The following is a 17627-nucleotide window of genomic DNA, read 5'->3' on the forward strand; positions in this document are numbered from 1 at the left end:
ATTAATTTTCCCTTATCGTTCTTATGCTAATCCTTTCACTTGCCCACACGCTTAAAGCTTACTGGCGGCGGAAAATTATCAACCGCCACCCTATTCCCCTCGACCAGTGGGAAGCAGCGGTAGCTTGTCTGCCCCTTCTCCAAGGTCTCAGCCTAGCGGAATTAAGCCATCTTCGAGATCTAAGCACCTTATTTTTACACCATAAATCCATTTATGGCGCTCAGGGTTTCAAAGTTAATGAGAAAATGCGCTTGATAGTGGCAATGCAGGCATCGCTCCTTATTCTCTATCTGGATTGGGACGATTACCGGCATTGGCATACAGTGCTTCTTTATCCAGGAGCATTCGTGGCTAAGCATGAAGAACGGGATGAAAGCGGTATCGTCCACGCGGTGCAACACCCCCTGATCGGAGAGTCCTGGCACCGGGGGCCAGTCATTCTTTCCTGGGATGATGTAGCGCATACACTGGTGCCCTCCGAGTCATCAAGCAATGTGGTGATTCATGAGTTTGCCCATCTTTTGGACATGGGCAATGGAGTGGCTAATGGCATGCCACCCTTGCACCGCACGATGAACCGTCGCACCTGGACATCCGTTTTCTTTCAGACTTATAAAAACCTGAACGAGCGCTGGGCAGCGGGAGAACCCATCCCGCTGGATTCTTATGCCCTAGAGAGCCCCGCCGAGTTCTTCGCCGTTGCCAGCGAGGTCTTTTTCGTTTCTCCCCAAAAACTGCAAACCGCGCTTCCTCAGATCTATCACCAACTACAACTGTATTACCGCCAAGATCCCGCCAGTCGTACCCTACTCTTTTAAATAGCCGCTTAAAAAAGAGTGCGTTTATGCTATTTTCCTGATATTTTTTGGAAAAACATCAGGAAAGATTGACCCTGTGGATTTGCTTTCTCCGCTGCTACTGTTAATGGTGGCCAATGGTGCTCCGGTAGTAACCGCCTTGCTACTGAAAAACCGTTTCAACCAGCCCCTGGATGGGAATCTCCATCTCCCGGACGGCTACCCCCTCTTTGGCGCCTCTAAAACTATTCGGGGTATTGTCGCTGCTCTCCTGGCAACCGCCTTCATCGCTCCCCTTCTCAACTTCTCCTTCATAACCGGCACGCTGGTAGGCTTTTGGGCCATGGTAGGAGATCTCCTGTCCAGTTTCATTAAACGGCGCTTGGGACGACAACCTTCTAGCGCTCATATGCCTGGCTTGGATCACATTCCCGAGTCTCTTCTCCCTCTTTGTTTTTTACGGAGCCAAATGAACTTATCTTGGCCAGATTTAGTGCTCATTATCCTGGCCTTTGCCTTGCTTGACCTCTTCCTGTGGTATTTATTGAAGCGGCTTTATCCTCTCTTCCATTCCCGCTAGCGGCACGTAAAAGAGGATGAGACGGCTCCAAAAAAGGAATCGAACTGCTGTCTCTAGGGCCGCCACATACATAGTCCTTAAAAAAGCATAATCGTGGATCTGACGGGCAAGTTTTCCCCCATACATAGACACGCAGCGTCTATGTATGGGGAGGCTCTGCCAGTCGAATAACTGTTCAGAGACATCGGCTTGATTATATGATTATAGATTGGGCTAGACTGACCATATACGCTTACTGCGCTTTATAGACAGTCTGACCCTCCTTGATCGTTTCCAATACACGTATGTTCATGATCATTGCTGGGTCAACCTGTGTCGGATCTTGGTCCAATATCACAAGATCGGCCAGCTTGCCCTTCGTAAGCATACCCTTACTATCCTGCTCGAAATATTGCCAGGCCGCCCAGTCGGTGATTGACTTCAGCGCCTGATAGGGACTAACGCGCTGGTCCGGCCCGATTATCTCGCCACTGCGGCTGGTCCGGTTGACTGTAGTATGAAGAATCATGATCGCGCTCGGCAGAGCGACGGGCGCATCATGATGCTCGGTGAATCGCATGCCACGCTTCAGGGCAGAGGCGGTCGGCGAGATGCGTGCTGCTCGTTCCGGACCGAGGGTCTCATCCCGATGCCAGTCACCCCAATAATAAGTATGCATGGAGAAAAACGATGGCAGGATGCCAAGTTTTTTCATCCGCTCGAGCTGACTCTCGCGGACAGTCTGTGCATGGATCATCACGGTACGACGGTCATCCTTGCCATATTTCTCGCTAGCCACGGCGACGGCATCAATCATCGCTTCAGCCGCTGCATCGCCGTTACAATGCACCAGCAGTTGCCAGTTCTTCTGGTATGCAAGGTTAAACAGTGCCTGTCTCTCCTTGTCGCTCGGAATGGCCGGGTATCCTGTATAACTATCCGGTTTTTGGGAAGGCGGATTAAGATAGGGTTTGCTGAGCCAGGCCGTTTTGCCTTGCGGCGAGCCATCCAGACTCAGCTTTACACCCGCCACCCGAAAATGATGAGTGTAGCCCTCATGAATTCCAACTTGCTTGATGTACGCGGTTTCTGATTGGAGATCGGGATAGACTGCAACATCGATTTTAAGCTTGCGCTCATGGGCAAGTTTTCGCCACGTCTCAGTCGCTGCCTTATTAGCTCGACCCTCCTGCGCCGTAGTAAAACCGTGCTGAGTGTAGGCATCTACTCCAGCCAGGGCAATTTTCTCGTTGGCTTCCGAATCGAGAGCTCCCAGGATTTTGAAAATCGGTCCGAAGGAGGCCATCTCCTCAAGCACTCCGTTCGGAGTCCTGCCGTCGTCCTGACGGCGAATTACGCCACCAGTCGGATCCCTAGTTTCAGCCGTGATTCCGGCTAATTTCAGTCCTTTATGGTTCATCGTGGCCAAGTGGCCGGATTGATGGATGATCACCACTGGCAACTCGGTGGATACCTGATCCAGTTCCGTCGCCGTGGGATGACGTGCTTCCGCCAGCCGTGAATCATCGTAGCCGAAGCCAATGATCCAGCCTGATTTCTTCATAGCGGCGGCATTTTTATCCCGCCATTTTTTGAGCAGCGCCACGAGAGATGCCACGTCCTTACCATCACCATCGGGGGTGGTAGTAAATTGGCTGCGAGTTTCTGAAAGCCAGCATTGAACACATGGCCGTGGGCATCGATGAACCCCGGCAGCAGCGCCCTGCCGTCGAGGTCGATTTTTCTCGCCGCCGCACTTGCTAAATGCTCGGCCTGCGTTTTAGTACCAACGAAAAGGATGCGGCCATCCTTAACAACTAGGGCCTCCGCATAGCTCGGAGCACGCCCCTCCATAGTAAGTATCGAGCCGCCATAATAAAGGGTGCTACTCCCCCTATCAGACGCTGCCTTTGTGGAGCCGAAGGCCAGTGTCATGAGTAGAGTTCCCGCCGTCAATGACAGCAGAAATTTGCTAGGTATGCACATACTAACTTTCATTTTGTTATCTTCCCAAGCTTTGTAGCCAACGCCACGATTACCTTGTTGTAGGCATCAATTGCAAAATGTTGAATCACCAATACGAGTGACGGCTATACCTAATGCTTTGGAGATATCGACTTTAAAAAGCTTTACAGGGATTTTTTGGATAATTAAGTCAATATTTTGAACGTCCTTCGCTTCAATTTGCCGCTGCTTCACCGGCGGGCGAAGCACATCCATTGCAATCTTGGATTGGGCAAAACCTAGATTAGCGGCAAGACCGGACAGACGATGCTATGGCAGAAACGCATTGACACCGCATATATGGCATTATATGGTCTCATATTTCTTGCTATTCTCTCCCGAAATGAGCGTTTACAGTCATACACGAGACGCTGGAGACCTTCTATCCGTTTCCGCGAAGAAAACCATTCCTTTTGACCAAAAAATCAAAATGGATGGCCTGAAATTTCTTGGACGCCTCGTTGATAATTCGGTGCCAGCCGCGTTCTTTGACCCCCAGTATCGGGGCGTGATGGATAAGCTCAAGTACGGGAACGAAGGATCTCGCCAGCAGTTGCGAGCGCAGATGAAACAAATGCCGGAAGAGACAATATTTGATTTTGTTTCAGAAATTGCTCGAGTGCTCTGTCCTTCGGGACACTTGTTCCTTTGGATTGACAAGTTCCATCTGTGCGAGGGGACTTCGAGCTGGTTCGACGGAACGCCAATGAAAACTGTTGACCTGATTACTTGGGACAAGGAGCGGATTGGTATGGGGTACCGTTCACGTCGCAAAGCTGAGTATTTACTTGTCGCCCAAAAGAAACCTGTCCGCGCGAAAGGCGTTTGGACGAACCACAGCATACCTGATGTTTATCAAGAGAGGTTTCAGCGTAATATGTCGTTTGCACATCCTAAGCCAATAGGACTGCAAGCAAAGCTAATTGATGCCGTAACGAACTCCGGTGATGTCGTGATCGATCCTGCGGCAGGTTCTTTTTCGGTGCTCGCGGCGGCGCAACAAACAGGGCGCAAGTTCCTCGGCTGTGACATAGCATTAGGGGAATTCGAATGGTCTTGATGTCTTCTTCGCGCGGGCGCGCAGATGGCAAGTCAAACTACCGGTAGGCACGGGAGTTCGCTCTACCGCCCAACAACCAAGTTCACCGGCAAAATAAAGCTGCATAGCGACGCGGAGTGGCGCAGGCAGCCGTTTGAGAGAGTCATCTCCTCGATTTATGCCGCACAGCGGCGCGAACGCCAGAAATCAGCGGCGCGGCTTTGCCGCGTCCGACTGCATGCGCTTGTTAGCGGATACGTCTTTGAGCGAGCCTGATATGTACTTATGAATAATGCTTGATACCAGGGTTTGATAGGGAATACCTTCTTCTGATGCTTTCAGTTGAACGGCCTTCAAATCCCTATTGGAAATTCTAATATTTATCCGTTTGTCTTTGCGTACTGTGTTCTTTGCCGCACTGACTAGTTCAGCCCTTCGTTTTTTGGTAAGGACTGATTCAAATTCGCCGGCTTCGACAGCTTTGAGAAGCTGCTGCTCTTCTTTACTTAATTTAACATTACTCATGTATCGTCTCCAAGATAAAGCTTTGTAAATTTTCGGCTAGGGATGATTGTTTTTAGAAATATTTCGTCCTCATTCTCGACGTATGGGACAAGATAGACGTAGTCTTCAACTGCTACGACGAAGATTCGTTGATGAGAGTAGTCTTGTGTATTTGGGTGGGCAATTTCGTCCAGCAGGCCACCGTTTTCAATATAGAAGACAACTTCCTCGAAGGACATTCCTCGGTCAATAAGCAAGATCTCGTTCTTCTCTCCATTCCAATTGTAGATCTTCATGTGAAAGAGAGTAACATGGATGTGTGCATTATGTCATCAAACCAAACTTCCACAAGGCGAGCTCCTGCATACATAGGCGCACGGCGTCTGATGATGCAGGGGGTTCTGCCAGTCGAACGGGCATTCGCGCCGGTTTGAAGCTGCAAAGCGGCAGAAAACCGGTCGCTATGCAACCATTGGTTATGCCCTAGGCCCGGTTTCTGGCACAGAGCCCCACGGACGGATATTTTTCAACTGATCTTCAAGAGTATCCTTTGCAATCTCTGTGTCGTAGGCTGCTTGAGCCCGCAACCAATAACCGTTGGAAAGACCAAAAAAACGGCAGAGCCGGAGATCCGTGTCTGCAGTTATCGAACGCTTTCCGGCAATAATCTGACCGATTCTCTGAGCCGGCACTCCGATTTCTTTAGCCAAGCGGTATTGAGAAATCCCCATAGGCTCCAGAAATTCTTCTTTCAGCAACTCGCCTGGCGTTACAGCATCAATGTTCCGCATGAGCTACCTCCTAATAATGGTAATCAACAATTTCGACATCTTCCGCACCGGCCTTCGTCCAACGAAAGCAAACCCGGAACCGCCTGTTGATTCGAATGCTGTGCTGACCCTGGTGGTCACCAGACAACGCTTCCAACCTATTGCCGGGCGGTACTTTAAGATCATCAAGCTGACTGGCAGCCTGGAGTTGCCTGATCTTCCTCAACGCAACACGCTCAAAGTTGACAAAGCGCTTGATGCGACGACCGTTTGCCAGCTTTTCGGTATCCTTACACTTGAACGATAGGATCATGACTTAATAATAACGCAACGAGACAATAACGCAAAACGTTACTATTGAGTAAGCTCTTAGTGAAGGGCACAATCGAGGAGTTGATGGGTGGGTTCTCCTGCATACACAGGCGCACGGCATCTGATGATGCAGGAGGTTCTGCCAGTCGAACGGTTGTTTGCGACGCGGAGCGGCGCGGGCAGCCGTGTGGCGCCGTCGGCTAGAGCGCCGAGTTAGGCCAAATATAAGCATTAAGCAACATGGGTTTTCACAGGCGTAACGTGAATATCGGCGCAATGCTGACGAGTTTGCCAGAGATCATAGGCGTTCTGCAGCCTGAGCCAGTGAGCGGCATTCGGCTTGCCGAATGCCATTTCAAGCCGCAACGCCATCTCCGGCGTAACTACACCACGACCGTTGAGTACCTTGGAAAGAGTCTTTCGACTTATACTCAAATGACGGGCAGCCTCAGTGACCGATAGCCCCAAAGGCTCAATTACCAGTTCTCTTAGAATCTCGCCTGGATGAGCGGGATTATGCATATTCATGAGCCAATCTCATCAGTGATAATCTTCGTAATTCACAGTTTCTGCATCACGGCCCACAAAGCGAAACGTCACGCGCCAGTTGCCACTGACCTTAACCGCCCAAACACCCTCACGATTACCCTTAAGTTCGTGTAATCCAAGACCGGGCAAATTCATGTCCTCCGAACCTTCCGCTTGATCCAGGTTAGAGAGGATTAGCCGCAGTTGCGTAGCATGTTTCGCTTGAATGCCCGACTTGCTACCAGTTTGGTAAAACCGTTCCATGCCTTTGTGAGCAAAACTCCTAATCATTAAGGATTGTAACCGCTGAGGTTACGGTATGCAACCTTGTAGGTTACGCCCCCTAGATACGAGGTCTAACGACCAGAAGCATTGGATTAACTCTGATAATACATCAACAATTTCGTATGCTTTATGATGGAACTCAGCAAGCTCAGCTACAGTGTAGGAAACAAAGCCCCTTCTATGCTTCTTCCTTTCAGGGATGCCTCCGGAGAAGTTCGTGCCGAAGATTTCATCGTCATTACTCCGTGACCAGCAAAAATGAGCGAATTTGTTTCTGGCTGATCTGAGTTGCGTAATCTAATTATTTATGCGGTCGCAAGACAGAACACCACGGGTTTACCCGTGGATGAATGAGCCCGGCTGCGGTATGTTGTGGATTTATTTTTGTTTCACTGTATAATGTGTATTTATTAACTAATTATACACATATTCCCATGAGAACAAATATTGTAATTGACGATAAATTGATGGCAGAGGCTTTAAAAGCTACCGGTTTAAGAACCAAAAAGGAAGCTGTAGAAGAAGGTCTCAAACTACTGGTTAAGCGGAATAAACAACAGGCTATCCGTAAGCTTCGAGGTAAGTTGCATTGGGAAGGTGATTTAGAAGAGCTGAGAGGGGGCAAGTGATTCTTGCCGATACCGGTGTTTGGATAGATTACTTCAACGGTGCAGTAAACGAAAAAACTGATCTCCTTGATTTTGCGCTGGATGAAGGGACCATTGCCATGGGGGATCTAATTCTTTTGGAGATACTCCAGGGTTTTCGCGAAGATAGCGAATATAATAAAGCAAAGCGAACTTTGACCACTCTCGACCAGTACGAGTTATTTGGTCGACATATGGTTGATAAGTGTGCCGATAATTATCGATTTCTGAGAAAAAAGGGAATTACCATCAGGAAAACTGCCGACCTTATAATTGCTACATTTTGCATTGATAACAGATTTCAGCTGCTATTTTCTGACAAAGACTTTGCCCCTTTCGCGGACTATTTAAATCTGGAGCAGTTTCAACCAAAAACATAACGCCACGCATCACCGGCAGCAAAAGTGGACACCATTGTGGTGGACTGATTGGCTTAGAACTCTATGGGTGAACGATACCCCAAAGACGAGTGAAGGCGGTAACGATTGTAAAACTCGACGTAGCTGCGCACTGCGGCGCGCAGTGCGTGATCGGTAGTGAAGTGCTGGCGGTGATACCTGTCTGATTTCATCGTCTTGTTCCACGACTCCATGTGCGCATTGTCAGTCATGCGGCGCGGTCGGTTGAGGCTTTGCACCAAATCGGTGCGGGCCAATGCCCGCTTGTACTTGTCCGCCAGAAACTCCACACCGCGGTCGCTGTGTACCAGGGTTCCTGGCGGCGGCTGGCTTAGTCGAACAGCCACCGACTTGAATTCAGCGCTGTAACGGTTCGTGGTACGAGGGCCAGGTTTGACCATGGGACACTCCTGAATGGTTAGGTCAAGGTGTCCACCAAAGCGGAGGAACTATAGTCATTTCATTGAATTATAAGACAATATAAGTTGGTCGATTGTTGTGTTTTGAGGGATGGATTTTCTCCTTTTTTTCATGGCGCCGAATGTTTTTTCTATGGGGTTAAAGTCTGGCGAGTAAGGCGGCAATGGTATGACCATGTGATAAGCCGGCGCCACGAACTTCTGAATACGTTTATGCTTGTGGAAGCTGGCGTTATCCATGACGATGATGGTGGGTTCATCCAGCTTTTTCATCAGGCATCGCTCAATCCATGTTTCCACAAGAGCTGCTGTACATGAGCCTTCAAAAAGGATGGGAGCCAGCCATTTTTTCTGACGTCCCGATGCATTGTGACGTTGCGCCATGATCAGATTGGTTCTGCGCTTGCGTTTTCCGCTCACAAGACCAAGAATTTTTTGCCCCTTTGTTACCCAGCCCATATCTCTATAGCAAGGCGCATCAAAGCCAGTCTCATCAATGTAAATCAGGTTCTTAAAGCCCCTCATGCGATGCTCGGCGCGGAGCTTTTCCAAATACTCCTGCCTTTTCATAGTACAGCGCTCGCTATACCCGCGCTCTTTTTTTTACGATGCCCAAGCGCTTGAGCGCATAGTGCATTCCGCTCACAGCAACGCCAAAAATCTCAGCACGCTCATGCAAGAACATATCGGGATGGTCCTTAACATGTTTCTTTAAAGCCTCTTTATCAATCTTGCGATCTCTCGAACCATGAATTTTCGGGGTTAAATCTTCCATATCAAGCCATCTGTATAGAGTAGAGCGGGAAAAACCGAAAAGACGGGATGCTTCAACCTTACTGCCGCCGTTTTTTATGTACGAGAGCGCGGCCTCTCTCAAATCAAGTGAATAAGTCATGCTAAAGCATAACATGTCCCATAATTAAATGAAATAACTATATCGTCCCCTGCTGGCTGGCCTTGTTATGCATTAGTTGCAGTAGGTTGAGCTTCCTACCTTTCTGCAAGTTGTACCGTCAGAGCCATAGGTAGCGTTTCCAATCCGGCGTACAGTGCTACCGTCTGAATTATACAGAGTGTTCCCGATTTGCCTTGAGGACGAACCATCGGAGTTATATGTGCTATTGCCAATTCTCCTGGATGAACTGCCATCGGAGCCGTAGGTGGTGTTGCCGATGCCTCTATAGCTCGTTCCATCTGAGCCATAGGTTGTACCCCCGATATTTCGATAAGAAGTTCCAGACTGGCCATGCAGATATTCCTCTGCTTGAACGATGCCAGAGATAAAGATGCTTGCAACTATAGCCAATATTACTTTTTTCATAGGATGTACTCCTTTCTGGTTGATTGCATAACGACCAAGCTAACCACCGCCGACGAAGGAGGCGTCCGAGTTGAGCACCGAGTTAGGCATTTATCCTCCGGAACAACCTTTTACTCGCTTGCCGTTTATTAGGAATTCACATTCAAAATGACGAATAACATCTTCAACAACCTCACATAATTCACCGTATAGTCTTACTGGATCATCTCCGTGAATTCCTGTAATCAAGCCAGGGCATTTTCCAATATAAGTTTGATCTTCTTCACTCCACTCGACCCATTTATGATACTGATCGATCTTTTTCATTTCTTCACCGTTTCTATGGCTTGTTTCATCTGCTTTTCTTGATAAGGTTTCGCGTCGTCACCCCAGCCTTTCCGCTGAGCGTCACGGCACTGGCATACTTGGTATGCGCAAATTTGCGATGCGATCCTTTACCGCCACCTGAGATTTCGTAAAACCCAACTTCTTTTAGATCTTGGATAAGCTCTCTAATTTTTCTTGCCATGTTTGCAAATTCAATCTACGGCAGCAAACCGCGCGATACCTAACAGTTAAATAGTTCAACATCTATGCCCTGGATTCTCTCGCCAAGCCTCTTTTGCAGGTAGTGACAAACTCAGCTTCTGTTGGTGATGGTTGTGTATCGTAACCTTTTTTTCTGGATAATAGATATGCGGCATCTGATGATGCAGGAGGTTCTGCCAGTCGAACAGTTGTTCGCGACGCGTAGCGGCGCAGGCAACCGTTTAGCGTAGTCAACTCCCCGATTCGCGCCGCGAAGCGGCGCGAACGCCCGCATTTGCGGCTGGTTTGGAGCGCAGCGGAAAACCAGTCCGACAACATGCGTTTGTTATGCGAGTTACTGGCCAAATGTTGTTATATCAAATTGCGCTGCAAAGTCAGCAGCTAGTGACTTAGGGTCCACGCCGTCTCTATGCGCTCTTTGTAATGGCTCATGTTCCATGAAATCTATGAGGCTGCTGCCTTTATCGTCGGTTTTAAGCTGAGGATTGATAACTCCAGCCTCCTCCTTAAATTTCGTGAGCCATGCCTCCCAAGTTAAACCTACCTCACTGCCCAGTAACTCATCAATTTCATTAGAAAGTGGCGAGTCTTCGAACTCTTGAGCAATTTCAGAAAAAACTGCGACAGCACCTTCGAGTAGTTGATGATCTAAGCTGTTTAATGGATATAAACGTCCATTTTTTTCTAATTCAGATAGAATATTGCCTAACGACATTACAACCGCATTACCATTTAAGTCGCCACTATCAAATACCTGAGTAGCATTTGCCAAGGCTGAAGCTGCGACGGCAATTTTGTGAGGTCTTTGCCCAAACTTTCCATCGAAAATATCGGGCTTAGACTCCCATACTAATTCAATGAATTTATTAGCCGCCTTGGCTGGGTCTAAATCAAATAAACCTACCCTAGCCTGATGTTCCAGAAGATTCTGAACAACTACAGCTGCTTCACTTTTTTTATACGTGCTTTTTATTCCGCTAAAAAGCCCCATAACTTCCCCTTATTTTATATTGCATAATCGGGGAGTTGACGGGCGGGTTCTCCTGGATAATAGATGTGCGGCATCTGATTATGCAGGAGGTTCTGCCAGTCGAACGGTTGTTCGCGACGCGTAGTGGCGCGGGCAGCCGTTTAGCGTAGTCAACTCCCCGATTCGCGCCGCTGCGCGGCGCGAACGCCTAAGCTCAGCCGCCGCCGGAGCGGGCGGAGCCCGCGGAGAGGACCTTACCCGCGCCAGCGGGTAAGGTGGTCGGCTGCAGCGCTACGTTATGCAACGTCAAATTCAATTCTCTCGACTGTATCGAGATTTACCGTGCGCTTTACCTGCCAAAGATTATAGCTGTCCTGCATGGACAACCAACTTTCAGGAGAACGGCCTAGTGTTTTGGAGAGACGGAGCGCCATCTCCGGACTGACGCCACTATTGCCTTGGAGCAAACGGTTAAGTGTGGATGGCGATACCCCGAGCTTTGCTGCCAACGTGCGCCCCGTGATGCCAAAAGGCTCCATATACACTTGCCGGACAAATTCTCCAGGATGCGGGGGATTGTACATAGACATCAGTGATAATCCTCATAGTCCAAAACGAAGGCATTGCCGTCACGAAACTCAAACGTAAGACGCCAGTTTCCGCTGATCCAGATCGACCAATGCTCTTCGTTCGCGCCTTTCAGCGAATGCAACTTGAAACCCGGGATATCCATATCCTGAATAGTAGTCGCTGTATCCAATGCGATGAGCTGCATCCGCAGTCGCTTCGCATGTTGAGGTTGAATACCAGCCTTTGTCCCAGACTCAAAGTACTTCTTGAGCCCTTTGTGGCGAAATGACTTGATCACATATAAATCATACCGCGTTGCGCATCACGCGACAAGACATAACATTCGACATAACCGACGGGCTTGATGCGGTTGTTCTGTTTCAGAATGCCAACACACGGACGCACTTCTGGATAGACGACGGATGCCATGACTCAATGAGTCCCTTTCTGTGTTCGGTGGACTCTGCGTAGATTACTTGGAATCACTACCGCAGATCCAGCAGTTCATTTTTTTCTTAAACATAATGACCAAGATCACCTGACGCGAGCCACTTATCGGTAAGCGGTCGAGTAGAGCACCATGTTAGGCGCTTTTCTGCACAATAGAATGTCGCTTGGGGAAATTTTATATTAATTTACAATTTATAAAATAACCTCATTTCCTCCGCTTATATAGCTGATTATCCCTGCATGAAAATCACTTTTTATAATGCAAATTAGTATCAATTTTCCATTTTTGATAGCTAATCCAAGCACATAACAGTAAAACGAACCCTATCGTAAGAAGAAAAGGATTAATTTCCACTCCTCTTGACCAGGGCCCACCCAAACTCATTTCTCCTGATCCTGATCGCGCAGGAGTATATGAAAATCCAAGAGAAAGAATCCCTCCAGCGAAACACAGAAATAAATGCAGAAGTCTATTGGATACTAACTTTTTTATTCCTTTCATATTCTTAGCCTCATCGGTTGTCCATCTAAAGCATAACGCCTGAAGCTCAGTTGCGCCGGAGCGCGAAGCGCGGAGGGAACCCAAAGCGCGCCAGCGCTTTGGGCGTCAACTGCAGCGACTTGTTAGGCGCGAAGCTATTCACTTTGGGCGCCACCGTAATGACTCGGCGGACGATATGCTTGAAGCGCCACGGTTAGAAAAGAATGCTGTCGTTTCGGCCTATATTGCAACGGAGCCACCTGGCTGTTTAAGCGGTTTATTTGAACGAGGCCAATATATCTGAATTTTGCAGCAGCTTCACAGGCGGATACCAGAATTTGAGATGGTAGGGCAATACAGACCGGTATATTCCGAACCCACTTATTGGCAACGATTATGCCCAAGAACTTCCCGCTGCCGACTTCGCCTGGCCGAAAGCACGAATGCCAAACGAGAATAGGGTGATAGCCTCAAATTTGCGTATACGCCTGACCGAAGCAGCAACAATAACCACCGGGAATGACTTGATGATTAGCACGGTATTGCTATTGCCGAAACCCGCCGCCTAATCGGGGAGTTGACGGGCGGCAACGGAGCGCAGCGTAGTTGGCGTCCCGTTGACCACTTTGTTAGCTTGTATACAGCATTCGCAGTGTTTAATCATCGGTGCTCTCAAAATGACGTCTCATAGCCTCCCGTTCGGCATCTCTATCCTCCGAAGAATAGATGTTAATGTTCATTCTTTTAGAGGTCATTGTTGTTTGAGAACCTTCGAGAACTCTCCTGATTTTCTCGATCTCTTTATAAATATTATGATTTGGGTCGCCGCCGCCAATTTCTGAAATCCCTTTAAATTCCGAGAAATCAATTAAAGATTCAGACTTATATTCTCGGCCTTCTACATCCTCATAACTTATTGCAACTGACACCTTTATATTAAATACCGCATCTCCCATTTTTTCAGCGTACTCTATGAAGCTGAAAACAAAGCTTCGTCTTTCTTTCCCAGATCCCAAGGAAACAATGCCATTATAAAGCATATTTAGACTAAGGAGTTGGGCTATGAGTTGCCGCTCATTTTTTTCGTTTTCTCCGATAGCATCTGGCTTAATATCAAATTTGATATTTTTGGCGGCACCTTTACCGTTATTTTCGATGTGTACGTTAATAAACTGGAACGATGCTGGAGCCGGAAGAAGATAGAATTCAACATTTGGACGCAGCGCCTCACGCCTCAACTCTTCAATCTGCTCTATCTGGGCCGCTCTCAAACGCCAAGTTTCCATCGCAAGAATAAACGTCAGGACAGCAATGGCCACTGTTGCAAGCGCAGCGACCCAGGATGATATCGAGTCAGCGGTCAATTCAAGCTGAGCTTGGAAGCTCGGCCCTAGAACAACCCCACCAATGAAGATCAAAGGTAAAAGCAGGACTCCAAGAAGCCCAATGGGAAGCCAAAAAACGTTTTCCTTTTTTTTCATTGAGATACCTAAGTCACCGACAACGAGATCAAGCTAATCGGGGAGTTGACGGGCGGGTTCTCCTGGATAATAGATGTGGGCATCTGATTATGCAGGGGGTTCTGCCCGTCGAACGGTTGTTCGCGACGCGTAGCAGCGCGGGCAGCCGTTTAGCGTAGTCAACTCCCCGATTCGCGCTGCGCAGCGGCGCGAACTATTGATTATCAAGCAAATCTACCTGATAAATTGATATTGCCAGCTTTTTCAGGCACTTTTGCCCTGATAATACCCAAAACATGTATATTTGCCTTGATAACCTGATATTAGCCATAAATTCATGCAAGTTCGCCTGCATATTCGTTAGAATATTATCCACAGAGATATCAAAAACAGTAGGCCAACTTTTAATAAGTTCGTCTTCTTACCGGCAAACTTTAATCATCCTGGGAAAAGAAGAAGAACAGAAGCGGATTAAAGAAAATTAAGGACAATGGCGGCGGGGCGTGCTTGACCCAGAGATGGGTAAGCAGGTACTTCGGAGTTCGACTCGAAGGAGAATTTTCCAACGATTTTTCAGGCGCAGCGAAGCCGGTGCAGGGTGATTTCGGGTGGGCAGTTGAAGCGGACATCGACGATAGAAACCCCCGATCCCACCGATGTGTAACCTTGCATCTGGCGGTACCGCCAAGGCCCAGCGCAGATCCGGCGGGGGCAGCGAGCATTGACCATGACGGGGATACCCCCCGGCAAGCAGATCTGGCCGCCATGGGTGTGCCCGCAGAACATGGCATCAAAGTCACAATGGGCGGCACGTTTATAGACTTCCGGGGAATGGGCCAGCAGAATTCGGGGAACGGATTCCGGAATTTGCGCGCAAGCTTTTTTCAGATTATCCGCACGATAATAATGAGGATCGTCAACCCCGGCGAGATAGAAACCCACCCCATCCCGCTCGATGGGTACCGCTTCGTTAAGCAGCATCCGCACACCCATGGCTTCCAGTCCAGGAACCATGCGGAGGCTATCATGGTTACCGAGTACGCCGTAGACTGGCGCTTCAAGATGAGTTCGCAGTTGTGCCATGGCCTCTATGGCTGGCTGATAAGGCCCGTATGTCTTCGCCCGTAAATCCCCGGTGATGACACATACATCATATTTTACCTTCTGAACTTGCTCAATCAGCACCTGGGGAAGTTGTCCGTTCATGTCCAGGTGCAGATCGCTTAAATGCAATAGCGTATATCCCTCAAAAGAAGGTGGTAAACCCTTTATAGGAATATCATTATGGCGGACCCGAAGGGCCAAGGCATTGCGTTTACCTCGCCCGTGAAGCGCCAAACATCGCAAGGTGGTGCGAATAAAAAAATGAAGGGAATACCAATTCTCGATATGAAAAGAATCCTGCTCCTGGGAAGAGACACGGGTTTTATAATTCCCTTCGGTGCCCAGGCGCTGTTTAAAGTGGAAGGCGCCAACGCGCTGTTCAAGTTGTTTTAAAGCCAGAAGTTCCTGATCCGGAGATAGAGGTCCCTTCTCTTCCCGTGCCTCTATTCTCTCTGCAGACGAAGTATATCCATACGTTCTTTGTTTCATCTTGAGATGGTTAAATCAAAATAGCATAGAGCTAATCAGCAGCAGGTTGAGCTTGGATGACTTTAGCCTGAATCTGTTCCAGGGCACGTGGATCTGAAAGCGGCCCCAGATTCGTATTGAGGCGCGCGGTCTGGCCCGCGGCAAGAATCCCTTGAAACGCTTGCTTATGGGACTGGACGTGCCCCTGGGAATCCAGATAACGCACTTCAATGCCAATATCGCGGACGGGGAGCGGTGTCTGATTAGTCACTCGGACAACAAGATAGCCACGCCGATTTAACTTAACCTGAGTCGCCAGATATTTTTGGGGATTATTAGGCAAATCCAGGTAAACTAAAGCGCTTCTTGCTTCAAGGCCCAAAGGGGTTTGGGAGTCGGCTACCTTTTGATAGTAGGTCATGGCGCCTTGCCGATCTCCTTGAGTCAGAGCTAAATCACCTAAGGCTTTATTAGCGCCTTCCGTAGGTAAAAGGGCTATACTCTGCCGCAGATCCTGACGGGCCTTTTCTGAATGACCTAATGCTTTGTTCACCAAACCCCGCTGGTTATAAAAATAAAAGAAATGATCATTGCGCTTAATGGCCCGATTATAATCGGCCAGAGCTTCCTGATAGCGTTCTTTTGCCAGATGGACATCGCCGCGCAAGCCATAGAACAGAGCTTCGCGGGGCTCTTTAGTAATGGCCCGCTCCGCCAAACCCAGCGCCTGCTCCAGGTTACCCTCTTGAAGTGCTTTGCGACCTTGATCATAAGCAGCATAGGCTGTTTCTACCTGTTTCAGAGGAGCAAGCTTGGCCTGGTAGCGCTCCGCCCCTAACTCACCTCCGGCAGGCAAAGTACGGGCAGTCATCTCATTGGCCTCCACCCGCTCCAGGGAAGGAGGATGGCTCGCCAATAACCCTGAAAGCCAATTTTCCTGTTGTCCCTCGGAGAGACGAACGAAAGTTTCCTGCAAGCTCACCGCCGCCCAAGGATCATAGCCGGCGCGGGACATATAGCGCATGCCATAAAGATCCGCTTCCCGCTCCGCATCGCGGCTATATTTCCGATTGACCAATTGCGCTGCCGCCTGCGCGCCACCCAACACCAAAGGAGTGTATTTACTCGCTCCCGTTGCCACCACTGAACCTAACACCGCCCCCTTCAATAATAAATCACGCTCCATGCCTTGGGCGCTATGACCGGCTGCGGCATGGACGATCTCATGGCCTAGCACCGCCGCTAGTTCAGCTTCATTGTTTAGCTCGGTCAACAAACCCCGGTTGAGGGCAATTTTACCGCCCGGCAAGGCCCAAGCATTAGGAGTGGAATCGTTAATAACCGAGAATTCATAGGGCAGCGAACGATCGCTCACGGCCGCCAGACGTTGGCCCACCTGGTTCACATAGGCCGTGAGTGCAGGGTCCGCCGTATAATCCCCTCCTTGCATCTGCCGCATCGTCAAATAATTCTTCTCCCCCATCTCAATTTCCTGGGTTTCAGAGACCAACGACAGCTCCCGCTCACCTGTTACCGGATTAACCGCGCAGGCACTAAGCAGTGCAGCAGCTAGTAGCCACCAAGCGAAACCTACTCGCCCTACTAGAGAAATCGCCGGATGCCGGGCACGATGAGTCGCCCGCTCCCCATTCCTTGCTATCATGGGCTCTTCATATCCTTCGTCCAGAAAAATTTGATATAGAACTGTGTTCCCAACATCCCCGCCACCCTGCTCACCTTCCCCTTAGACCGCGCAGAACAAAGGCTACAAGTTTAGCTGAATATATGAATATTAGGCCCTCTTATTAAAGATAGGCTCTGCGAGGATTGCACACTATGAAATAATTTTAGCAAAGAATCACTAAAATTTACGGGTGATATGTTCCTCTCACATTTCCTATCTCGTGCTGACACTATTTAGGAGACCGCCGGGATTGATCGATTCAACTAATCGTTGGAGAACGGATAAAATCACGAAAGCCAAGAAAAGCCAGAGCAAATAATACAATGCTA

The 17627-nt window shown here is 48.8% G+C and carries 23 protein-coding genes; 5 read left to right on the forward strand and 18 right to left on the reverse strand.

The window, feature by feature from the left end; genetic code table 11:
- Positions 1-23 precede the first annotated feature (23 nt).
- Both NWAT_RS13050 and NWAT_RS13055 read left to right on the forward strand, forming a co-directional pair.
- On the forward strand, positions 24-818 hold the full coding sequence (locus tag NWAT_RS13050) for a M90 family metallopeptidase (protein WP_013221518.1): 795 nt from the start codon (positions 24-26) through the stop codon (positions 816-818).
- Positions 819-894: 76 nt separating this feature from the next.
- Entirely contained in the window at positions 895-1377 is a 483-nt protein-coding gene (locus tag NWAT_RS13055) for a CDP-archaeol synthase (protein WP_013221519.1), read from the forward strand.
- Between the two features lie 232 nt (positions 1378-1609).
- Here the strand turns inward: NWAT_RS13055 and NWAT_RS13060 are convergent, their stop codons facing one another.
- The 3 genes from NWAT_RS13060 to NWAT_RS17125 all read right to left on the reverse strand — a co-directional run bounded on the left by NWAT_RS13060 (position 1610) and on the right by NWAT_RS17125 (position 3576).
- Positions 1610-2962 carry an amidohydrolase gene (locus NWAT_RS13060; protein WP_232420136.1) on the reverse strand — a complete coding sequence of 451 codons (1353 nt, stop codon included), beginning with the start codon at positions 2960-2962 and terminating at the stop codon, positions 1610-1612.
- Positions 2917-3342 (reverse strand): hypothetical protein, encoded by a 426-nt coding sequence (locus tag NWAT_RS17630; protein ID WP_232420137.1) that lies wholly within the window; start codon positions 3340-3342, stop codon positions 2917-2919. Before NWAT_RS17630 ends, NWAT_RS13060 begins: the two co-directional genes overlap by 46 nt.
- A 66-nt stretch (positions 3343-3408) precedes the next feature.
- A complete protein-coding gene (locus tag NWAT_RS17125; RefSeq protein ID WP_013221521.1) occupies positions 3409-3576 on the reverse strand; it encodes a hypothetical protein in 168 nt (55 codons plus the stop codon).
- A gap of 70 nt (positions 3577-3646) precedes the next feature.
- Between NWAT_RS17125 and NWAT_RS13065 the strand changes: the two genes are divergently transcribed.
- Positions 3647-4420 (forward strand): DNA-methyltransferase, encoded by a 774-nt coding sequence (locus NWAT_RS13065; protein ID WP_232420138.1) that lies wholly within the window; start codon positions 3647-3649, stop codon positions 4418-4420.
- A gap of 186 nt (positions 4421-4606) precedes the next feature.
- On the opposite strand, the gene NWAT_RS13070 is transcribed toward NWAT_RS13065, so the two are convergent.
- From NWAT_RS13070 to NWAT_RS13095, 5 genes are all read right to left on the reverse strand, one after another.
- Entirely contained in the window at positions 4607-4924 is a 318-nt protein-coding gene (locus NWAT_RS13070; protein WP_013221523.1) for a hypothetical protein, read from the reverse strand.
- A gap of 455 nt (positions 4925-5379) precedes the next feature.
- Positions 5380-5694 carry a HigA family addiction module antitoxin gene (locus NWAT_RS13080; protein ID WP_013221525.1) on the reverse strand — a complete coding sequence of 105 codons (315 nt, stop codon included), beginning with the start codon at positions 5692-5694 and terminating at the stop codon, positions 5380-5382.
- Between the two features lie 10 nt (positions 5695-5704).
- Positions 5705-5986, reverse strand: coding sequence for a type II toxin-antitoxin system RelE/ParE family toxin (locus NWAT_RS16345; protein WP_013221526.1), 282 nt, complete (start codon positions 5984-5986; stop codon positions 5705-5707).
- A gap of 230 nt (positions 5987-6216) precedes the next feature.
- Positions 6217-6513, reverse strand: a complete 297-nt coding sequence (locus NWAT_RS13090) for a HigA family addiction module antitoxin (RefSeq protein WP_013221527.1) — start codon at positions 6511-6513, stop codon at positions 6217-6219.
- 12 nt (positions 6514-6525) lie between these two features.
- Positions 6526-6804 carry a type II toxin-antitoxin system RelE/ParE family toxin gene (locus tag NWAT_RS13095; RefSeq protein WP_013221528.1) on the reverse strand — a complete coding sequence of 93 codons (279 nt, stop codon included), beginning with the start codon at positions 6802-6804 and terminating at the stop codon, positions 6526-6528.
- Between the two features lie 344 nt (positions 6805-7148).
- Between NWAT_RS13095 and NWAT_RS13100 the strand changes: the two genes are divergently transcribed.
- Complete coding sequence (locus tag NWAT_RS13100) at positions 7149-7427, forward strand: type II toxin-antitoxin system VapB family antitoxin (protein WP_232420139.1); 279 nt, start codon at positions 7149-7151, stop codon at positions 7425-7427.
- Complete coding sequence (gene vapC / locus NWAT_RS13105; protein ID WP_013221530.1) at positions 7424-7825, forward strand: type II toxin-antitoxin system VapC family toxin; 402 nt, start codon at positions 7424-7426, stop codon at positions 7823-7825. Before NWAT_RS13100 ends, vapC begins: the two co-directional genes overlap by 4 nt.
- A 53-nt stretch (positions 7826-7878) precedes the next feature.
- On the opposite strand, the gene NWAT_RS13110 is transcribed toward vapC, so the two are convergent.
- The 10 genes from NWAT_RS13110 to NWAT_RS13165 form a co-directional block, all read right to left on the reverse strand.
- Positions 7879-8244, reverse strand: a complete 366-nt coding sequence (locus NWAT_RS13110) for an integrase core domain-containing protein (protein ID WP_095522190.1) — start codon at positions 8242-8244, stop codon at positions 7879-7881.
- Positions 8245-8298: 54 nt separating this feature from the next.
- Positions 8299-8832 (reverse strand): transposase, encoded by a 534-nt coding sequence (locus tag NWAT_RS13115; RefSeq protein WP_013219491.1) that lies wholly within the window; start codon positions 8830-8832, stop codon positions 8299-8301.
- A gap of 13 nt (positions 8833-8845) precedes the next feature.
- A complete protein-coding gene (locus NWAT_RS17130; protein ID WP_013220071.1) occupies positions 8846-9157 on the reverse strand; it encodes an IS630 transposase-related protein in 312 nt (103 codons plus the stop codon).
- A 516-nt stretch (positions 9158-9673) separates the two neighbouring features.
- A complete protein-coding gene (locus tag NWAT_RS13130) occupies positions 9674-9889 on the reverse strand; it encodes a hypothetical protein (protein WP_013221532.1) in 216 nt (71 codons plus the stop codon).
- 556 nt (positions 9890-10445) lie between these two features.
- Positions 10446-11102: a hypothetical protein gene (locus NWAT_RS13140; protein ID WP_013221533.1), complete on the reverse strand. Its 657-nt coding sequence runs from the start codon at positions 11100-11102 to the stop codon at positions 10446-10448.
- Positions 11103-11377: 275 nt separating this feature from the next.
- Positions 11378-11671, reverse strand: coding sequence for a HigA family addiction module antitoxin (locus NWAT_RS13145; RefSeq protein ID WP_013221534.1), 294 nt, complete (start codon positions 11669-11671; stop codon positions 11378-11380).
- Complete coding sequence (locus NWAT_RS13150) at positions 11671-11949, reverse strand: type II toxin-antitoxin system RelE/ParE family toxin (protein ID WP_013221535.1); 279 nt, start codon at positions 11947-11949, stop codon at positions 11671-11673. Before NWAT_RS13150 ends, NWAT_RS13145 begins: the two co-directional genes overlap by 1 nt.
- 1289 nt (positions 11950-13238) lie before the next feature.
- Positions 13239-14063, reverse strand: a complete 825-nt coding sequence (locus NWAT_RS13155) for a hypothetical protein (protein WP_013221538.1) — start codon at positions 14061-14063, stop codon at positions 13239-13241.
- A gap of 552 nt (positions 14064-14615) precedes the next feature.
- Positions 14616-15635 carry a metallophosphoesterase gene (locus NWAT_RS13160; protein ID WP_013221539.1) on the reverse strand — a complete coding sequence of 340 codons (1020 nt, stop codon included), beginning with the start codon at positions 15633-15635 and terminating at the stop codon, positions 14616-14618.
- A gap of 31 nt (positions 15636-15666) precedes the next feature.
- Positions 15667-17277, reverse strand: a complete 1611-nt coding sequence (locus NWAT_RS13165; protein ID WP_013221540.1) for a M48 family metalloprotease — start codon at positions 17275-17277, stop codon at positions 15667-15669.
- Between the last annotated feature and the right edge of the window lie 350 nt (positions 17278-17627).

Origin of the sequence: Nitrosococcus watsonii C-113 (assembly GCF_000143085.1) — a bacterium.
GTDB classification, from domain to species: domain Bacteria; phylum Pseudomonadota; class Gammaproteobacteria; order Nitrosococcales; family Nitrosococcaceae; genus Nitrosococcus; species Nitrosococcus watsonii.